At 75.4% G+C, this 18,281-nt stretch carries 13 protein-coding genes; 8 read left to right on the top strand and 5 right to left on the bottom strand.

Going from position 1 to position 18,281, the window contains the following annotated elements:
• Positions 1 to 34: 34 nt before the first annotated feature.
• The 3 genes from AC067J_RS38650 to AC067J_RS38660 all read right to left on the bottom strand — a co-directional run bounded on the left by AC067J_RS38650 (position 35) and on the right by AC067J_RS38660 (position 4,615).
• The gene (locus tag AC067J_RS38650; protein WP_478307457.1) at positions 35 to 397 is read right to left on the bottom strand and encodes a DUF952 domain-containing protein; all 363 of its coding nucleotides are present in this window, start codon (positions 395 to 397) and stop codon (positions 35 to 37) included.
• 130 nt (positions 398 to 527) lie between these two features.
• Positions 528 to 2,234 carry a mucoidy inhibitor MuiA family protein gene (locus tag AC067J_RS38655; RefSeq protein WP_478307458.1) on the bottom strand — a complete coding sequence of 569 codons (1,707 nt, stop codon included), beginning with the start codon at positions 2,232 to 2,234 and terminating at the stop codon, positions 528 to 530.
• 5 nt (positions 2,235 to 2,239) lie between these two features.
• Positions 2,240 to 4,615, bottom strand: coding sequence for a DUF4139 domain-containing protein (locus tag AC067J_RS38660; protein ID WP_478307460.1), 2,376 nt, complete (start codon positions 4,613 to 4,615; stop codon positions 2,240 to 2,242).
• Positions 4,616 to 5,063: 448 nt separating this feature from the next.
• Here AC067J_RS38660 and AC067J_RS38665 point away from each other — a divergent pair, with 448 nt between their 5' ends.
• The 4 genes from AC067J_RS38665 (at position 5,064) to der (ending at position 11,395) form a co-directional block, all read left to right on the top strand.
• A complete protein-coding gene (locus AC067J_RS38665) occupies positions 5,064 to 6,149 on the top strand; it encodes a prephenate dehydrogenase (protein ID WP_478307462.1) in 1,086 nt (361 codons plus the stop codon).
• 474 nt (positions 6,150 to 6,623) lie between these two features.
• The gene (locus AC067J_RS38670) at positions 6,624 to 8,699 is read left to right on the top strand and encodes a hypothetical protein (RefSeq protein WP_478307464.1); all 2,076 of its coding nucleotides are present in this window, start codon (positions 6,624 to 6,626) and stop codon (positions 8,697 to 8,699) included.
• Between the two features lie 252 nt (positions 8,700 to 8,951).
• A complete protein-coding gene (cmk, locus tag AC067J_RS38675; protein WP_478307465.1) occupies positions 8,952 to 9,695 on the top strand; it encodes a (d)CMP kinase in 744 nt (247 codons plus the stop codon).
• A gap of 245 nt (positions 9,696 to 9,940) precedes the next feature.
• Complete coding sequence (gene der, locus AC067J_RS38680; protein ID WP_478307467.1) at positions 9,941 to 11,395, top strand: ribosome biogenesis GTPase Der; 1,455 nt, start codon at positions 9,941 to 9,943, stop codon at positions 11,393 to 11,395.
• 140 nt (positions 11,396 to 11,535) lie between these two features.
• On the opposite strand, the gene AC067J_RS38685 is transcribed toward der, so the two are convergent.
• Entirely contained in the window at positions 11,536 to 12,381 is an 846-nt protein-coding gene (locus tag AC067J_RS38685; protein ID WP_478307469.1) for a hypothetical protein, read from the bottom strand.
• Between the two features lie 576 nt (positions 12,382 to 12,957).
• Positions 12,958 to 13,818: a hypothetical protein gene (locus AC067J_RS38690; RefSeq protein WP_478307471.1), complete on the bottom strand. Its 861-nt coding sequence runs from the start codon at positions 13,816 to 13,818 to the stop codon at positions 12,958 to 12,960.
• Between the two features lie 725 nt (positions 13,819 to 14,543).
• Between AC067J_RS38690 and AC067J_RS38695 the strand changes: the two genes are divergently transcribed.
• The 4 genes from AC067J_RS38695 (at position 14,544) to AC067J_RS38710 (ending at position 18,179) form a co-directional block, all read left to right on the top strand.
• Positions 14,544 to 15,359: a LysM peptidoglycan-binding domain-containing protein gene (locus AC067J_RS38695; RefSeq protein WP_478307473.1), complete on the top strand. Its 816-nt coding sequence runs from the start codon at positions 14,544 to 14,546 to the stop codon at positions 15,357 to 15,359.
• Positions 15,360 to 15,817: 458 nt separating this feature from the next.
• Complete coding sequence (locus tag AC067J_RS38700) at positions 15,818 to 16,315, top strand: transglycosylase family protein (protein WP_478307475.1); 498 nt, start codon at positions 15,818 to 15,820, stop codon at positions 16,313 to 16,315.
• A complete protein-coding gene (locus AC067J_RS38705) occupies positions 16,312 to 16,998 on the top strand; it encodes an alpha-ketoglutarate-dependent dioxygenase AlkB family protein (protein WP_478307477.1) in 687 nt (228 codons plus the stop codon). The genes AC067J_RS38700 and AC067J_RS38705 overlap by 4 nt, the downstream gene beginning before the upstream one ends.
• Positions 16,999 to 17,318: 320 nt before the next feature.
• On the top strand, positions 17,319 to 18,179 hold the full coding sequence (locus tag AC067J_RS38710; RefSeq protein WP_478307479.1) for an acyl-CoA thioesterase: 861 nt from the start codon (positions 17,319 to 17,321) through the stop codon (positions 18,177 to 18,179).
• Positions 18,180 to 18,281 lie beyond the last annotated feature (102 nt).

Below are 18,281 nucleotides of genomic sequence, written 5' to 3' on the forward strand. Positions count from 1 at the left end.
CGGGTGGCTCGGCGGGGCGGGTGGCCCCGTGGGGTCAGCTCCAGGGGGTGAGACCCGCCCAGCGGCCGTCCGGTCCGCGCTCGACCTTCTCCAGACCGACCACCGCGGTCCGGTTCAGCCGGCCGTAGATGTGCGGGAACAGCACGCCGGGGGTGGCCCCGGGCGGCGGTGTGCCGTTCGGGGCCTCCCACTTGACCATCGGTTCCACCAACGACTCCTCGATCAGCAGCACCATCAGCGGTTCGCGGGCGTCGGCGTAGAAGGCGTTGGCCACGGCGAGCACGGTCTGCTCGTCCGCCGAGCAGTGGATGAACCCGTCGGTGAGCAGCGAGGCGGTGGCGTACGGCCGGCCAGGGTCGGCCAGCCAGTCGTCCAGGGGTGCGAGGTGCAGGATCATGTTCCTGTTGTACCTGAGCGGACGTCACGGCGGCGGTTCGCGCGGGGCGGTCGGGTCGTGCCCGGGCCGGTCGTGGTCGGGTGGGTCGTGGTCGGGTGGGTCGCCGGTGCCCGTGCCGGGGACGGTGGTGTCACAGGCCGGCCACCTTCGCGGAGGCGGAGATCTCGTACACCAGCGTGACGGTCCGGCGCGCGCCCGGGCCGAGCGGGACGTCCCAGCGGACGATGCCCTCGGAGTCGAAGGCGTCCGGGGCCGGTGAGCACTCCTCCTTGCGCAGCCGCACCTCCACCGCCGACACCTCGGAGACCGGCACCCGTTCGCGCACCGCGACCAGCTGCTCGTCCCGCTCCTCCGGTCCGGAGAACCGGGAGAGGTACAGCCGGACCGTGCGGGTGGTGACCGAGCGCTGGGTGAGGCCTGCGGTGGACTGGCGCTCCTCCGTCTCGCGGACCACCCGGTAGCCGTCGGTGCTGCCGAACGACAGCTCCGCGTCGGCCCCCGCCGCCGTGAACGGCAGTTCGCCGCGCCCGGTGAAGCCGCTGCCGCGGACCAGCTCGACCGGCCCCGCGAGCAGCGCGTGCCCGGCCGCGTTGCGGAACCGGACCACCTGGGTGACCAGCGGTGACAGCTCCGGCGCGCACGCGTACTCGCTGCGTGCCGGACCGGTGAACGCGCCCAGCGGGACCCGGTGCGCGCGGCCGTCGGACGGCACGGTGGCCGGTGCGGGGGCGGGCAGCACCCGCACCTCGCCGCCGTCGTCCACACCCGGCACCGCCTCGGAGGGGCCGAGCGTGGAGACCTCCTCCTCGCGCAGTTCGACCTCGACGGTGCGCCGTTCCTCGGTGGTGCGCTCGCGCAGCACCAGCTGGTCCTCGCCGAGCGCGGGCGGTTCGGTGGCCAGCGCCGAGCGGGCGGTGGAGAAGGTGAGCCGGGCACCGGTCCAGTCCTCGCCGGTGCGCTGCCACACCACCGCCTCCGACTCCAGGCGGAGCTCGCCGTCGGCCAGGGTGGCGCGGTAGGAGGGTCGCCAGAGCGCGCACGGCACCAGGTGGCTCACGGTCAGCCGGGCGGGGCCGGCCACCCCGGCCTCCACGGTGAGGTCGAGGTGGGCGACCAGTTCGGCCGGCTGCTCCTCGGCCTGGTCGAGGGCGGTGAGCGCCTGGGAGCGCTGCTCCTCCAGCTCGCGCGCCCGGGAGCGGGCGGCGCGGAGCTCCTCGCCGTACCGTTCGCGCTCGGAGTCCACCCGGGTCAGTTCGCGGGCCCAGCGGGTGCGCTCGACCTCCCCGGCGCCGGCGCCCTCGCCGATCTCGCGCAGCAGGTCGGCGGAGAGCTGGGACAGCAGTGCCAGCCGCGCCCCCAGTCGTTCGAGCAGTCGGTGCTCCTGGCGGGTCTGCTCGTCCAGCTGGTGCAGGCGGTGGCGCAGCTCGGAGTCGCCCGGGCCGGGCGGCAGCGGTGCGCGCGGGGTCCAGGCGCGGACGACGCGGGCGTCCAGGACGCGGACGCCCGGTGTGTCCGCCTCGGCGCGCAGGGTGCGGTCGACGGCGAGGGCGGTGAGCGGGCCCAGGCGCAGCCGCTGGACGCCGGGGCCGAGGTCCAGGGTGACGGTGCGTTCGACCTGGCTGCGGTCCTCCAGGCAGGTGACGGCGGTGACGGGGAGCGGGTGGACGGTGCCGGCGATTGTGGTCGGGCCGATTGCGGTCGGGCCGATTGCGGTCGGGCCGAGGACGGTCGGGTCGGTGGTGGTCGGGTCGGTGGTGGTCGGGCCGGCGGTGGTCGGGCCGGTGGTGAGGCTGCCGGGGTCGGGGGAGGGTGTGCTCGGGAGGGGAGTGTCGGTCATCGCGTTCAGTTCCTCCGGTTTCCGCCGACGATGGCCTTTCCGGCCGGGATTCTGATCTGGTAGCCGCCGTCGAGCTCGGCCCGGCCGCCCGGCGGCAGCTCGACCCGCCACAGCCGGGTGCTGGGCGGGCACTCCGGCGACGGGACGGCCGGCGCGCGCCAGTCGGCCCGCTCCTCGATCCGGATCTCGGAGTCGGAGCTGACCGGCACCCGTTCGCGGACCTCGACGGTGACCGCGCGGCCGAGCCGGTTGGCCAGCTCGACGTGGACCCGGTGGTCGAGCACGGTGCTGTTGTTCAGCATGCCTGCGGTGGACTCGCGAAGCTCGGTGCGGCGCGTCACCTCGACCGACTCGGCGACACCGACACCGAGTCGGCGCACACCGCCGGGCGCGAGGGTGGGCAGCGCCGCGGTGAGCAGGAACTCGTCGTCGACGGTCACCTCGACCGGGCCGGCGAGCACCGCCCGGTCCGTCGGGTTGGAGATCACCAGCGTGGCGTAGACCTTCTCCTCGACGGAGGGGACGGTCACGTACTCGGGCCGGACGGACACCGGGATCTCGTCGATCGTGACGGTGTGCCAGGTGGCGTCGGAGGGGATGTCGGAGGGCGCGGCGGCGTCGAAGCGGTGGTCGAAGGAGCCGGCCGAGACGCGCGGCGGCACGGCGTGCAGGGGGAGCGGCAGGTCGTCGATGCCCGTGACGCGGCGGCCCACGCCGGGCCGGGTGGGCCGCTGGGCGGACCGCTGCAGGGTGCCGCGCTCCTCGGACGAGGAGTCCGGTCCGAGCAGGACGAGCGCCGGGTAGTCCAGCAGTCGGGCGTCGGGAACCGGGGGGCCGGCGGGCCCGCCGGGGCCGCCCTCCGCGACTGCGCCGACGGCGGCGGAGTCGAGCCGCACCAGGGCGTCGTCGCCGACCTCCAGGCCCTCCGGCGGAGCGGCCCGTCTGCGGGCCGCACCCCGCCCCGACGCCCGGGCGGCGGGGCGGGGTGCGGCGGCCGGTGCCGGTGGGGGCCCGCCGTAGCCGGCGAAGCCGTGGGAGGGCGAGGCGAGGCGCGGTTCGTCCTCGGCCGCGAGGAGACCGCCGGCGTACGCCTGGTACCCGCCCGGCGCGGCGGGCAGCGGCGGGGGCGGGGGCGGGGCGGTGGTCGGGCTGACCGGTGCGGCGAGGCTCGGCGGCGGGGCGGCGCTCCCGGCGACGGGCAGGTGGCGGGGCCGTTCCGGCGCGGGGCGCGGGCCTGCCGCGTCGTAGCCGGTGAACAGGTCGGCCAGGCCGCCCGGGGGCTCGCGCCAGCCGGAGGGCGGCGGGGCGGGCTGGCTGCGGCCGATCCGCAGCGAGCGCAGCTTGGGCAGGTCGGTGCGCCGGTCGAGGTCGGCGGTGGAGAGGGCGAGGCGGACGCCGGTCCAGTCCTCGCCGGTCAGCTGGGCGACGGAGGCGCGCAGGACCAGCCGGCCGGTGTCGGTGCCCTGGGCGTAGGACAGCCGGTAGGAGGGCACCCAGCGGGCGGCTCGGACGGTGTACTCCAGCTCGATGTCCAGCGCGGCGTCCGGCGCGGCGGTGGCGCTGTCGTCGTCCGGGGCGGCGGAGGCGGGCGGGGCGGCCGAGGAAGCGGAGGTGGGCGGGGGCGGAGTGGTGAGGGTGAGCAGGACGGTCGCCGAGGTCTCGATCGGGCGGGCCGGGCCGGCGGTGGACGAGCGTTCCAGCTGGTCGGCGAGCAACTCGGATTCGTGCTGGGCGAGTTCGAGATCGCGGGTGAGCTCCTCGGCGCGCTGGTGGAGCCCGGCGAGGCGTTCGTCGACGAACTCGGCCAGTTCGAGCCAGGCATCGGCGGGCGTCCGGCGGAGCGGCTCGTCGAGGCGCTGCTTCGGTGGGACGGCGCGCAGCGCGGCGGTCTCGGCGATGGCGGCGAGGACCAGTCGGTGGCGTTCCCCGAGGGCGTGCTCGTGCTCCCGTGCCGCGTTCAACTTCTGCCGAAGCTCGGGGAGTTCGGTGTTCTCCCGAAGCTCGGCGACCGGTTCGAGACGGGCCTCGGTGACGGCGGTGCCGGCCGGCCCGGCGAGCACCCGGGCGCGCAGCGAGCGTCCCTCCAGGGCCATGGGCAGCCCGGTCAGCCGGATCCGTCCGCTCGGCGGCACGGCCACCCGGGCCCGGCGGCGGCAGACCGCGCCGACGGCGTGCACGACGACCGACTCCAGGACGGAGGGGACGGAGGGGACGGAGGGGACAGCGGGGGCGGGGGAGGCGCCTGGCGGCGCAGTGGGGCCGGCCGCGTCGGAGGGCGCCGCCGTGGCGGCCGGGGCGGTGGTGGGGGCGGAGGGCTCCGGGCGTTCGCCGGGCCCCCCGTCGTTCGGTCGATGCTGGTCGCTGCTGTGGTGATCGTTCACCCGGCCAACCCCTTCGTCTCGTACCGCTCGTGCCGTCGGCGCCGATCGCGCCGGGCCTCCCCTGGGCGGCCCATCCTGCCGTGCGTCGGCGCCGCCGTCCCCGGATTTCGCCGTGTGCGGCGTACGGGCGCCGTGGTGTGCGCGCCGTGGCGCGGGTCCCCGGCGGCGGGCGCTTCCGCGTGAGTCGTGTGTGGGGACGGGCGGGAGGGCCGCGCGGTTGCGGTGCGGTGTCCGCAGGGGCGGCGGGGATACGAGAGGATGGGGCGGACGTGTCCGACCGGTCCGGGTCCGCCGGTGCCGCCCGGTCGGTTCCGGGCCGGTACCGGGCTGCTCCCGGGGCCGTCCCGGGCAGGTCCGTACGATCCGTAGGGCTCCGTGCGACCTGTACGGGTCCGTCGGTTCTGTTGTCCCGCTTGCCAGTTCGTTCCGTGAGGAGAGCCACCCCGCCATGCGCACAGTCGCCGTCGTCGGTACCGGACTCATCGGCACCTCCGCCGCGCTCGCCCTCACCGGACGGGGTCTGACCGTCCATCTGGAGGACGCGGACCCGGACGCCGCCCGCACCGCCGAATCGCTGGGGGCGGGCATCACCGAACCGGCCGACGGTCCGGTCGACCTGGCGATCATCGCCGTCCCGCCCGCGCTGGTCGGCAAGGTGCTCGCCGACTGCCAGAGCCGGGGCCTGGCCCGCTGCTACACCGACGTCGCGAGCGTCAAGGCCGGGCCGCGTGCCGACATCACGGCGCTCGGATGCGACACCGTCCACTACATCGGCAGCCACCCGATGGCCGGGCGCGAGCGGTCCGGGCCGCTGGCCGCCCGCGCCGACCTGTTCGAGGGCCGGCCGTGGGTCCTCACCCCCACCGCGGACACCGACACCGAGACGCTGAACGCCGTCCTCGAACTCGTCGCGCTCTGCGGGGCCATGCCGATCGTCATGGACGCCGCAGCGCACGACCGCGCGGTCGCGCTGGTCTCGCACGCCCCCCAGCTGTTCTCCTCGCTGGTCGCCGCCCGGCTGGAACACGCCGACGAGACGGCCATAAGGCTCTCCGGCCAGGGCGTCCGGGACGTCACCCGGATCGCCGCCTCCAACCCCGGGATGTGGGTGGACATCCTCTCCGCCAACGCCGGCGCGGTCGCCGACGTGCTGGAGGAGCTGGCCACCGACCTCGGCGAGGCGGTCGGCGCGCTGCGCGCCCTCCAGGCCGCCGAGGAGGGCGAGCGACGGGACGGCGCCGCCGGGATCGAGGCGGTCATGCGGCGCGGCAACACCGGCCAGGCCCGGATTCCCGGCAAGCACGGCGCGCCGCCCACCCGGTACGAGACGGTCGCCGTCGTCCTCGGCGACCAGCCGGGCGAGCTGGGCCGCCTGTTCGGCGAGGTCGGTGCGGCGGGCGTCAACATCGAGGACGTGGACATCGAGCACTCGACCGGCCAGCAGGTGGGCTTCGTCCAGCTGTCGGTCGCCCCGGGGGCGGTGCGGCCGCTGACGGCGGCGCTGCGGGCCAGCGGCTGGAGCGTACGGGACTGAGTCCGGTTCGGGGCGGGACTTCGCGGGCCTGGTTCGGGGCGGGTTCTCCGAGCCGGGTTCGGGGCGTACTTGCCTGAGCCGGGTCCGGGGCGGCTTCCACGGGGCGGCGGCCGTTGCGTGCGCTGGGTGCTGTCCTCCCGCCGCGACAGGTGGGGGAGGGCCTCGTGGTGCGGTCCGGGGCTGGGGAGCTTTGGGTGGAGTGCGCGGCTGGCCGGTCGACGGGCGCTGCCCGGGCTCCGGAGGTCTGCGGTTGCGACGCCGGATGCCTGGCGGTGCGCCTCGGGATTGTCGAGGCGGTGTCCCGGCCTCCCGGCGTCCCGGCGTCCGGGCGTCCGGGCGTTCTTGCGGGCGGAGGAGCGGGGCGGTGGTGTGATCATCTGCTAGGCCTCGTGGCGGTCGTGGCGGTCGCGATGGTCGGGCAGCCGGGCGGTCGCGGCGGTGGGCCGTGGGGCGCGTGACGGGAGGGACGGCGGAGTGGGTACGGCGGATGCGGCGGCCCCGGCGGTCGCGGTGGAGGAGCGGACGTCCGCCTGGGCATTGCGGCGGGCGGCCGCACGGTTGCGCACCGACCTGCGGGCACCCGCGCGGGGCGGCGAGGCGGTGCCGGGCGCCGTACCGCTGCTGGTCCGCATGCTGCGGTCGGCGCGCGGGCGGACCCGTCGGGCGGCGCTGGGGATGCTCACGGAGCTCGCCGAGCACCCGGCGGCCTACTGGTGGCCGATCGAGGACCTGGGCGGTCCGGCCGTCCTGGCACCGGTGGTGCCCGAGGCCGTCCGGCTGGTCGGGGACGCGGACCGGCAGGTCCGGGCGTCGGCCCTGCCGGTGCTGAAGTGGCTCGGTGTCGGCGATGCGGCGGTGCTCACCGCGTTGCGCGCCCGGGCCGAGTGCGAGCCGGACACGGACGTGCTGGCGGAGCAGCTGACGGTGCTGGTGGCGCTGATACCGGCGGCCGGGACGGCGGACGGCGGGGTGGTGCCGGGCGGCGCGGGAGGCAGTGGGGCGGCAAGCGGTGGGGCGGCGGTCGGTGGGGCAGCGGACGGTGGGGTGGCGGGCGTCGCGTGGGCCGGTGCCGGCGGGGAGGACGGCTGGTACACGTGGTTCGCGCGGTGGCTCGGGCACCCGAGTGCCACGGTGCGACTGGCGGCGGTCGCCGGCCGGGTCAGGCTCCGGCCCGGGACGGACGCCTCGGGCCTGGGCGCCCTCGCGGCGGCGGCGCTGGCCGGCGCCGAGGACCTCGACTGGCCGGCGGTCGGCTTCCTCCACGGCATGACCGCTGGTGCACTCGTCGACCGGCCGGACGAGAGCCGGGCCCTTGCGGAAGCGCTGCTGCGGGCGGGGGCGGGGGCGGGCGGCCGGCAGTCGGCGGGGCAGCGGGCCGCCTGGGCGCTCGACCACGCCGCCCGCGCGCTCACCGACCGCCGGGCCGACGCCGCCGGCCTGTACGCGCTGGCCGCAGAGCACCTCGACCACCCGGGCTGGCAGGCCCGCGAGCGTGCCGAGCGGCTGCTCACCGAGGCCGGCTCGGACGCGGCCCCGTACGCGGACCTGCTCGCGCACCGGCTGCTCGTACAGCTCCCCGTCCACCGCGGGAGGCCGGAGGCGCGGGCGCTGGCCCACCTCGGGGACCGGCGGGTGCTCACCTACCTGCGCCGCCTGCGCGGCTCCGACTACGACCTCGCGCTCGGCCGGCTGGCCGGCTGCTACCCCGGCGAGGCCCACACGCTGCTGCCGGTGCTCGAAGGCGCCCTCAAGGACGAGGACGGCGCCGCACGGGCGGGCGCCCTGGAGGCACTGGCCGCCTGGGGACCGGTGGCGGCCCCGGTCGTGCCGAGGCTCGTCGGGCTCCTGCAGAGCGGGGAGGCCCGCCGGGCCGCCGCGGCGCTCGGTGCGATCGGTCCGGCGGCGGAGCGTGCCGCGCCGCGCCTGCGCGAGCTGGTCGACGGTGTCGGAGTGCCCGGCGTCGGGTCTCCGGGCCCCCGCGACCCGCGCGCCCAGCCCTGGCACGGCACCCAGACGGCCGCCTGGGCCCTGTGGCGGGTCACCGGCGACCACCGGACGGCGCTGGACGTGCTGGGCGCCGCAGCCGAGGCCGGCCCCGGCCGCCCGCACCTGCCGTACCTGGCCGACCTCGGCCCGCTGGCGGTCCGGCACGCCGACGCCGTCCGCGCGCTGCTGGACTCCCCCGGGGAGTGGACCCGGGTCGAGGCCGCGCACGCCTGGTGGCGGCTGACCGGCGAGCCCGGGCCCGCGGTCGACGTGCTGGTCGGCGAGCTGACCGGTGAACGCGCGGTGCTGCGGCGGACGAGGGCGGTACGGGCAGTACGGGTGATGGGAGCGGCGTCCGCGGCGGGGGAGTACGACGACGAGCTGTCGGCCGTGCTGCGACACCTCACCGCGATCGGCCGCCCGGCCGCCGCCGCGGTGCCGGTGCTGGAGGCGTACCTGGCGGGTCACCGGCGGGTGCTGGGCGGGGCCGAGCTGACTCCCCTGCGTGACGAGCGGCTTGCGGCGGCCGCGGCTGCGGCGCTGGTGGCCGTCCGGGGCGGCTGAGGAGCTGCCGGGTGCGCCGGGTGCGTCGTCGGTGGTGCCCTTGCCCGGCCTGCGGGCCTGCGGGCCTGCGGGCCTGCGGGCCTGGCGGCCTGGCGGCCTGGCCTGCGTGGGCAAGGGGCCGGGGGCCGGGGGCCGGTTCAGGCCGGGCAGGGGCCCGGGCAACGGGCGGGTCACCGACTGGGTCGGGGTCGGGCGGCGGTCCATTAACCTTGGGGGAGACACTCCCCCGGCTTCCCCGTAGTTCGGGTTGCCATGCTCAGAGATCAGAGAGAGGTTCGTGCCGTGGACACTGCCGACCGAGCGCACGCCCCGGTCGTCGTCGCCATCGACGGACCCTCCGGCTCCGGCAAGTCGACCGTCTCCCGGGCGGTCGCCGCCCGGCTGGGGCTGAGCTTCCTGGACACCGGTGCGATGTACCGGGCGATGACCTGGTGGATGCTGGCCAACGACGTCGACGTCGACGACCCGGAGGCGGTGGCCGTCGCGTGCGGCAAGCCGGTGATCGTTTCCGGTACGGACGCGGACGGCCCGACCATCACGGTCGACGGCCAGGACGTCGCCGGACCGATCCGGGGCCCCGAGGTGACCGCGCACGTCAGTGCCGTCGCCGCGGTGCCGGCGGTGCGGACCCGGCTGGTCGAGCTGCAGCGCGGCTGCGCCGAGGTCGCCGAGCGCGGCATCGTCGCGGAGGGCCGGGACATGGGGAGCGTGGTCTTCCCCGACGCGACCGTCAAGATCTTCCTGACGGCGTCGGAGACGGCCCGCGCCGAGCGCCGGGCGGCCGAGCTCCGCGCCAAGGGCGTGGACGAGGCGACCATCACCGCGATGGCCGCCGACCTGGCCCGCCGGGACGCGGCCGACTCCTCACGGGCGACCGCCCCGCTGACCCAGGCCGCGGACGCGGTCCTGGTGGACACCAGCGAGCTCACCCTGGAGCAGGTGATCGACACGATCGCCGTCCTGGTGGAGGAACGGGCCGGGTTCTCGGCGGTCTGACCGGACCGCCGGACCGCCGGACCGCTGTACCGCTGGATTGTCGGACTGCCAGGCCGGCGGACTGCCGGGCCGGCCGTCCGACCCGCCTGGTGACCACCAGGTGATCACTGATGACAGGTGCCACGCCGGCATCTGGACGAACGGGTGCCGACGTGGCACCCGGAACCAATCGCGCTGCCCCGGTGGGGCAGGTACGCACGGCACGCCCCTGGGAAGGGCCGGGCCGGGAAACGGACGACACGAACATGACCGCAGAGCACTCCACCGCCGGGCACGGCGAGCTGGACGCCACCGACTACGCCGAGTTCATGGCACTGGCCGCCGAGGAGGGCTTCGACTTCGACGACGTCGACGGCCTCGGTGACGGCAGCCACGTCCCGCTGCCGGTGCTGGCCGTCGTCGGCCGGCCGAACGTCGGCAAGTCGACCCTCGTCAACCGCATCATCGGCCGCCGCGAGGCGGTCGTCGAGGACAAGCCCGGCGTCACCCGCGACCGCGTCAGCTACGAGGCCAGCTGGAACGGCCGCCGCTTCAAGGTCGTCGACACCGGCGGCTGGGAGATCGACGTCCTCGGCATCGACGCCATGGTGGCGGCGCAGGCCGAGCTGGGCATCGAGACCGCCGACGCGGTGATGTTCGTCGTGGACGCCACCGTCGGCGCCACCGACACCGACGAGGCCCTGATCAAGCTCATCCGCCGGGCCGGCAAGCCGACCGTCCTGTGCGCCAACAAGGTCGACGGCCCGTCCACCGAGGCCGAGGCCGCCTACCTCTGGTCGCTCGGGCTCGGCGAGCCGTACCCCGTCTCCGCCCTGCACGGCCGCGGCTCCGGTGACCTGCTCGACGCCGTGATGGCCGCGCTGCCCGAGGCCCCGCCCCAGACCTTCGGCGACGCCGCCCCCGGCGGCCCGCGCCGGGTCGCGCTGATCGGCCGGCCGAACGTCGGCAAGTCCAGCCTGCTCAACAAGGTCGCCGGCGAGGAGCGGGTGGTCGTCAACGAGCTGGCCGGCACCACCCGTGACCCGGTCGACGAGATGATCGAACTCGGCGGCAAGACCTGGAAGTTCGTCGACACCGCCGGTATCCGCCGTCGGGTCCACCTGACCGCCGGCGCCGACTTCTACGCCTCGCTGCGCACTTCCTCCGCGCTGGAGAAGGCCGAGGTCGCGGTCGTCCTGATCGACGCCAGCGAGACCCTCGCCGAGCAGGACACCCGGATCATCTCGATGGCCGTCGAGGCCGGGCGCGCCGTCGTCATCGCCTACAACAAGTGGGACCAGCTCGACGAGGAGCGCCGGTACTACCTGGAGCGCGAGATCGAGCGCGACCTCGTCCAGGTGCAGTGGGCGCCCCGGGTCAACGTCTCGGCGAAGACCGGTCGGCACATGGAGAAGCTCGTTCCGGCGATCGAGACCGCGCTGGAGGGCTGGGAGACCCGCATCCCGACCGCCCGGCTGAACGCGTTCCTCGGCGAGCTGGTCGCGGCGCACCCGCACCCGATCCGCGGCGGCAAGCAGCCCCGTATCCTGTTCGGCACCCAGGCGGGCACCCGTCCGCCGCGCTTCGTGCTGTTCGCCTCGGGCTTCCTGGAGGCCGGGTACCGCCGGTTCGTCGAGCGCCGGCTGCGTGAGGAGTTCGGCTTCGTCGGCACGCCGATCTCGATCTCGGTGCGCGTGCGGGAGAAGCGCAAGAGGAAGTAGTCGCCGGGCTGCCGCCGCCGGGCCGTCCACCTGATCGACAGGTGGGCGGCCGGGTGGGCGAGCCGCCGGCAGGCAGAAGCGCGGAGGCCCCGTCACCCGGTTCCCAGGACCGGCTGACGGGGCCTCCGCGCGTGCGGGGGTCAGTGCTGTTCGCCGCTGCGGCCCGGGGGGAGGGAGAGCATGCTGCGGTGGCGGCCGCCGGCGGCCGGGCCGGGGGCGTGGCCGAAGCCCGTGCTCATGACGGGCGCGGGGGCCGGTACCGGCATCGGGTGAGGGACGGGGCCGAGGTAGCCGGCCGCGACCCAGCCGTGTCCGCTGCCGAACTGGGCGGCGGCGCTGGTGGCTGTGGTGGTGGCGGTGGCGGCGTTCGCGGGTTGGGCGGGAACGGGTACGGCGCCGTGGCTGAAGCCCTGGCTGTGGCCGGGACCGGGGTTGTGGCCTGGGCTCTGGCCGGGGTTCTGGCCGGAGTGGTGGCCGGTTCCGTCGCTGGTGGGGGCGGTGGTGAGGACTGCGCCCGGGTGGTTGGTGTGCTGGCTGCCGTGACCACCGTGGGTGTGCTGGCCGTTCGCGCCGTTCACGCCGTTCGTACCGTTCTGGCCGGTGGGTCCGGTGGGTCCGGAGTTTCCGCCGAGTGCGGAATGGCCTCCAGGGCCGGTGGGGCCGTGATGACCGGCGTGGTGGTCGTGCGGGGCGGGCTGGCCGTGGTGCCCGGCGGGCCCGGAACCGTTCTGCTGGTTCGGCATGAACTGCGGGATGCCGATCGCCTGGCCCGCGTACGTGTGGAACGCCTGCTGCTGCGGCGGGTACGGACGCGGGTCCGCGAGGACCGGGTAGCCGTCACGGACGGCGAAGCCGGCGAACTTCAGGTCCTCCTCGCCGGAACGGTCGCCCGGCAGCGCGCGGAAGAGGCGTCGGTACTCGGAGTACAGCTCGTCGTAGATCGGCGTCGTCGAGTGCGGGTGCTCCGCGTCGTACGACGGGCGCATGCCCGGGATTGCGCGGGAGGCGGTGGCGGACCGCCGGTGGGATGCGGGGACGTCGTAGCTGTACACGCAGGGCCCAACGAGCGAGGACGGCGGGGGATGCGGGGTCCACCGGCCCGGCCGGAAGGTGGCCTATGCCGATCGGGAGGGCGCGAGCGGGCGGGTGGGCGCGGGGTACGGAGGCCGGGCGCTGGGGCCGGTCAGGTGGCTCGGGCGTTGGCGCCGGGTGCGTGTCGGGGCGTGTCGGGGCGTGGCGGCGCGTAGGTACGGCGTACGCGCCCGGCGGGCGTGGCGTGCTGCACGCGGGTGCGGTGTGCGAGGGTGCGCCACGCCGCCGGGGCGGCGGTGCCGTACGGGTACTGCGTGGCGCCTGTCCGCTGTCCGGTGTGCGGTGTGCGGTGTCGGTCGGGGGTGCCGGCCGGGGCGTTCGGGCCGCCGGTGGACCGGGCCGATCGGGTGGGCGGCGGGCCGGGGCGCGGGTGCGGGGCGGGCGGGGGCCCGGACCGGGGGCGGCCCGGATTCCTTTCCGGGTCCTGTTCCCCGCCACGGGCGCCCTTCCGCCTCGGGCTCCCTCCCGGATCAGGTCCCGGCGAGGGGCAGGGAGGCGGCGACCACCTGGCCGAGGGAGACCGCGCGCTCCAGCGCCTGGCGCAGCAGGTCTTCGCGCGGCTGGCGTCCGACGGTCCCGGCCGGGACGGCGTACATGGTCACCTCGCCGAGCTGGTTGGCGGCGAACCGCCAGGCGTCCGTCACCTGGAGCGGCTGGTGGGCCTGCCACCAGCCGGTGCTCCCGCCGGCCGCGGCGGGCTGGAGGATCGCGTGCAGCTTGCCCATCGCGACCAGCACCGACCAGCCGGGCAGCTGGTCGGGCGTCTTGTCGAGGTCGGTGACCGGCTGGAAGCCGGCGTCCTGGAGGAGGTCCAGGAACTCGTCCTCGCCGGTGGTGTTGCCCGGTCGGCCGACCGGGCCGGTCGGCTCGACGACCAGCGAGGCGTGGCCGGCGTCGCCGTGCAGGACCAGTCCGCAGGTGATGCCGAGGATGGCGGCCTGGCCCGGGGCGCTCGGCTGTCCGGACGCCCCGGCCCGGCCGGACTCGGGGGCGGGAGCGGGGGCCGGGACCGACTGCTGGGCCGGGGCGGCGGCACCGGAGGGCGCGTCGCCCTGGGCCTGGCTGATGCTGCGGACGGCTCCGACCAGCTGCTCCTCGGAGACCGGGACCACCTGGGACGGGATGCAGCGCGCGTGGGCGAAGGCGAGCACCGCGGTCTCCTCGCCGACGAACAGCACGGTGCTGGTGGGCTCCTGGAGGGTGTCGCCGGGTGTGCGGCAGGACGTGCACTCGTAGCTGTCGGGCGCGTGGGCGCCGCCGAGCAGGCGGTCGGCCTCGTCGTCGCCGATCTCGGACCGGACCTCGTCGCTGACGTCGAGCATGCGCGGCACTTGTTCTCCTTGGTGAGGTGTCGGGGGCCTGTGGCGTTGGGCCTGGGGCGTTGGGAGCGGGTGTCGGGGCGGGGTGCAGGGGCGGCGGAGCGGGGGCCGGCGGTGGTGCCGGCAGTCGGACGGCGGGGTCGAACCGTGGGGGTCGAGGGGTCGGGTCTGTTCGAGCCCGGGCAGGGGTCGGCCCCGGCCGCCCTTACCAACGGGCCCCTGTGGCAGGGGTCACGGGTGGGGGGTGCGGGTGACGGGAATTGCCCTTGATTCGACCGCGGAGCGTGGTGTCGTGCTCGCAATCTGTCGATCTCGGTGGCGCGCCTGCCGGAATGAAACCGTGAGGTGAGTCACGAGCCGTCAATGTTTGATCTAGGAAATCACGGTTAAATCGGACAAATTGGACATGATTGCATGGTCGTTACCGCCGGTAATGCCCGGCTGAGCTGGGGAGACCTCCGAGTGTTTGGATCCCCGGCAGCCGACTCGTAGCTTCATTGGCGGTGCAACGAGCACCACCCGGGTTCACCCCCGACGCACAGCCCGCCGGCTCACCCCGGTGCAGGCCGTGCCCGCCGATGCGACCGCTCGAACAGGTCGCCGGTGCGTGGGCGGTGGCCGGGGCGGCGCGGTACGTCCGACACGTACCCGGCCGCCCGACGGACGCGGCGAGCGAATCCCAACCCCTGCGAGGGCTTGGTTCCGCATGCCCGCCCGGGGCTGTCGAGAGGAACCTCATGACTTTCCGTAACGAGACCGCCGCTGCCACCACCTCCACCGTCACCAAGCGCAACCGCGTTCGGATGGCTGTCGTGGCGGGCGCCGCTGTCGCGGCCCTGCCGGTGGCCGGCCTCGTCACGGCCACCTCGGCCTCCGCCGCCTCGGTCTCCACCTGGGACGCTGTCGCCCAGTGCGAGAGCGGCGGCAACTGGGCCATCAACACCGGCAACGGTTTCTACGGCGGTCTGCAGTTCACCTCCAGCACCTGGGCCGCCTTCGGCGGCACCGCCTACGCCTCGCAGGCCAACCTGGCCACCAAGGCGCAGCAGATCGCCGTCGCCGAGAAGGTCCTCGCCTCGCAGGGCCCGGGCGCCTGGCCCGTCTGCTCCGTCAAGGCCGGCCTGACCAAGGGCGGCGCCCCGGCGGCCGTCGACACCTCCGCGGGTGCGACCACCGCCCCCGCCGCGAAGCCGGCCGCCCCGGCCGCCACCGCCGCTCCGAAGCCGGCCGCGCCGAAGGCCACCGAGGCCCCGAAGACCGCCGCGCCGAAGGCCGCTGTCGCCCCGAAGGCCGCCGAGGCGCCCAAGGCTGCCGAGGCCCCCAAGGCCGCCGCCGCGCCGAAGGCCGACAACGCCGCGAAGTCCGGCAAGTCCTGGACCTCGAACGACGCCAAGCAGGTCAACGGTGGCAACTACACCGTCAAGGCCGGCGACACCCTGAGCAGCATCGCCGCCGCCAAGGGCATCGACTGGCACGCGCTGTACGACAACAACGCCAAGGTCATCGGTGGCAACCCGAACCTGATCTTCCCGGGCCAGACCCTGACCGTCTGATCTGGTTGACCCATCCGATTCATCCGACCGGAAGATCTGCCGGTCGGATGACCGGTTGAGTCGCGTGACCGGGTGATCTGCTGATCCGACGACACCTTGATGGGTCGATGCGTTGATGCATCGATGCGTCAACGCGTCGACGCGTCGGTCCGGTGATCTGCCAGGTCCCTGATCCGCCGTCCGCGCCCGCGGGCCCGCTCCGGGTTCCGCGGCACAGGACCCCAGGCCGCTTCCCCGCATGCTGTGCGGGGGAGCGGCCGTCGGCGTTCGGCCCCGTCGGGGGTCGGTCGGCTGTGCGGCTGTGCGGGTTCCGGCGTCGGCGCTGGTGCCGTCGTGGGCCCGTGAGGCGGGCGCCCGGACGGCCGTACCGACCCGCCCCGCACCCCGGGAAGCGGCCTAGGGTCGGCTGGTGTGCCGTCAGGACCGCTCGGGCCCGTGGCGTTCGTGGGGGTGATCGAGTGGCCGGCAGGAAGCGCCGACCGGCCGGGACCGCCCTGCACTCCGTCCGCTGCGCTGCCCTCGGCCGCGCAGTCCTGTTCTCCGCCGCCGCCCGTGTCGTCTGCGCCGTCTGCCTGGCGGGCGTCGCGGCACTGCTGCCGACTGACCGCGCCCGGGCCGCGGTCGCGGTGGCGGACATGATCTGGGACGACCTCGCCGCCTGCGAGAGCGGCGGTGACTGGCAGGCCGACACCGGCAACGGGTACTTCGGCGGGCTGCAGATCTGGCCGCCGACCTGGGAGGACGCGGGTGGCCTGCGGTTCGCCGACCGGCCGGACCGTGCGACCCGGCGCCAGCAGACCGCCGTCGGCGAGGAGATCCTGCGCCGACAGGGCTGGGAAGCCTGGCCGGGCTGCGCGCGGGAGATCGGGATGATCGTCGACCCGGTGGGGCGGGCCGGCACTGCGGCGTGCACACGGTGCCCGCTGTCGGAGGGGTGGGCGAGGATGGGGGAGTGACCCAGGGCGAGCTGTTCGGCGGCCTCTTCGACCCCTCCTCCGGGCGCGGGCGGTCCGAGCCGGCGCCCGGAGCGGTGCTGCTCCCCGGCTGGCTCGACGCGGAGGCGCAGCTGGGGCTGGTCGCCGCCTGCCGTGACTGGTCCCGCCCACCGGCGGGCCTGCACACCGTCCGGATGCCCACCGGAGGGGTGATGTCCGTCCGGATGGTCAGCCTCGGCTGGCACTGGTACCCGTACGGCTACTCGCGGACCGCCGAGGACGGGACGCCCGTCAAGCCGTTCCCGGCCGACCTCGGCCGGCTGGCCCGGCGGGCGGTCGCCGACGCGTACGGGGGCGCCGCCGCCGACATCCCCGGCGCGGCCGGGTACGAGCCGGACATCGCGATCGTCAACCACTACCCGCACGGCGCGCGGATGGGCCTGCACCAGGACCGCGACGAGCGGACGGACGCACCCGTCGTCTCGCTCTCGCTGGGGGACACCTGTGTCTTCCGGCTCGGCAACACCGAGACCCGGACCAAGCCGTGGACCGACCTGGAGTTGCACAGCGGTGACCTGCTGGTCTTCGGCGGGGCGGCCCGGTTCGCGTACCACGGTGTGGTGCGGACGCTGCCGGGGACGGCGGACCCGGCACTGGGCCTGACCGGGCGGCTCAACATCACCTTGCGGCAGTCGGGGCGCTAGCCGGTCGGTCCGGCCCTGCTGCGGTCCCGCTTCGGCCCCGCCGTGGTCCCGCTCCGGGCCCGCTGTGGCCTTGCTTCGGCCCTGCTTCGGTCCCGCTCCGCCGGCGGCGGCGGCTCCGGTCCTGGTCGGCGGCGTGCCGACCGTCAGCCGACCGATACTGTTCGACCTCGTTCGAGTGAATCGGCGAGCCTGGCCCTGGCATGGGGGAATGCCCCGGCTCGCTGAAGAATTCGATTGAGCTGGAGAATTCGAGAGAACGGGTTCCGACAGCCGGACGGAAGACCTCCGGTCGGGTCGGCGGCCCGGAGAGGACGTGTCCCATGGGTACCCCCGTCGACGAACTCGTCGCACTGCTGGATCTGGAGCAGATCGAGCTGAACATCTTCCGCGGGCGCAGCCCCGAGGAGGCGCTCCAGCGGACGTTCGGCGGCCAGGTCGCCGGGCAGGCGCTGGTCGCGGCGGGGCGCACCGTGGACGGCGACCGGCCGGTCCACTCGCTGCACGCCTACTTCCTGCGTCCCGGTGTACCCGGGGTGCCGATCGTCTACCAGGTCGACCGGCTCCGCGACGGCCGCTCGTTCACCACCCGCCGGGTGCTCGCCATCCAGGGCGGCCGGTCGATCTTCGCGCTGACCGCGGACTTCCACGTCCCGGAGCCGGAGAGCATCGAGCACCAGTACCCGATGCCCGCCGTCCCGGCCCCCGAGGAGCTGCCCAGCGCGCTCGACGAGGTCGGCTCCCGGCTGGGTGAGCTGCCCCCGTTCATCAGCCGCCGCCAGCCCTTCGACATCCGGTACGTCGACAGGCTCCGCTGGACCACGGCGGAGCTGGCAGGCGTCGAGGCCCGCAGCGGCGTCTGGCTGCGCACCAACGGCGCCCTGCCCGACGATCCGCTGATCCACGTCTGCGCGCTCACCTACGCCAGCGACATGACGCTGCTGGACGCGGTCCGCGCCCCCGTCGAGCCGCTCTGGGGCACCCGGCACTTCGACATGGCCTCACTCGACCACGCGATGTGGTTCCACCGCCCGTTCCGGACCGACGACTGGCTGCTCTACCAGCAGGAGTCCCCGATAGCCCACGGCGCCCGCGGACTCGCGCGCGGGCAGATCTACGACCGCAGCGGTCAGCTGGTGGTGTCGGTGGTCCAGGAGGGCCTGTTCCGGCGTATCAAGGACTGACGGACAGGCGGACTGGCGAACTGGCGGACTGGCGCACCCGGGATCGGAGCGTGGTGGCGGCTTGGGCACCGAGGGCCGAGGGTCGAGGGCTCAGGCCTGGGG

The sequence above is a fragment of the Kitasatospora sp. NPDC042419 genome (assembly GCF_056437345.1).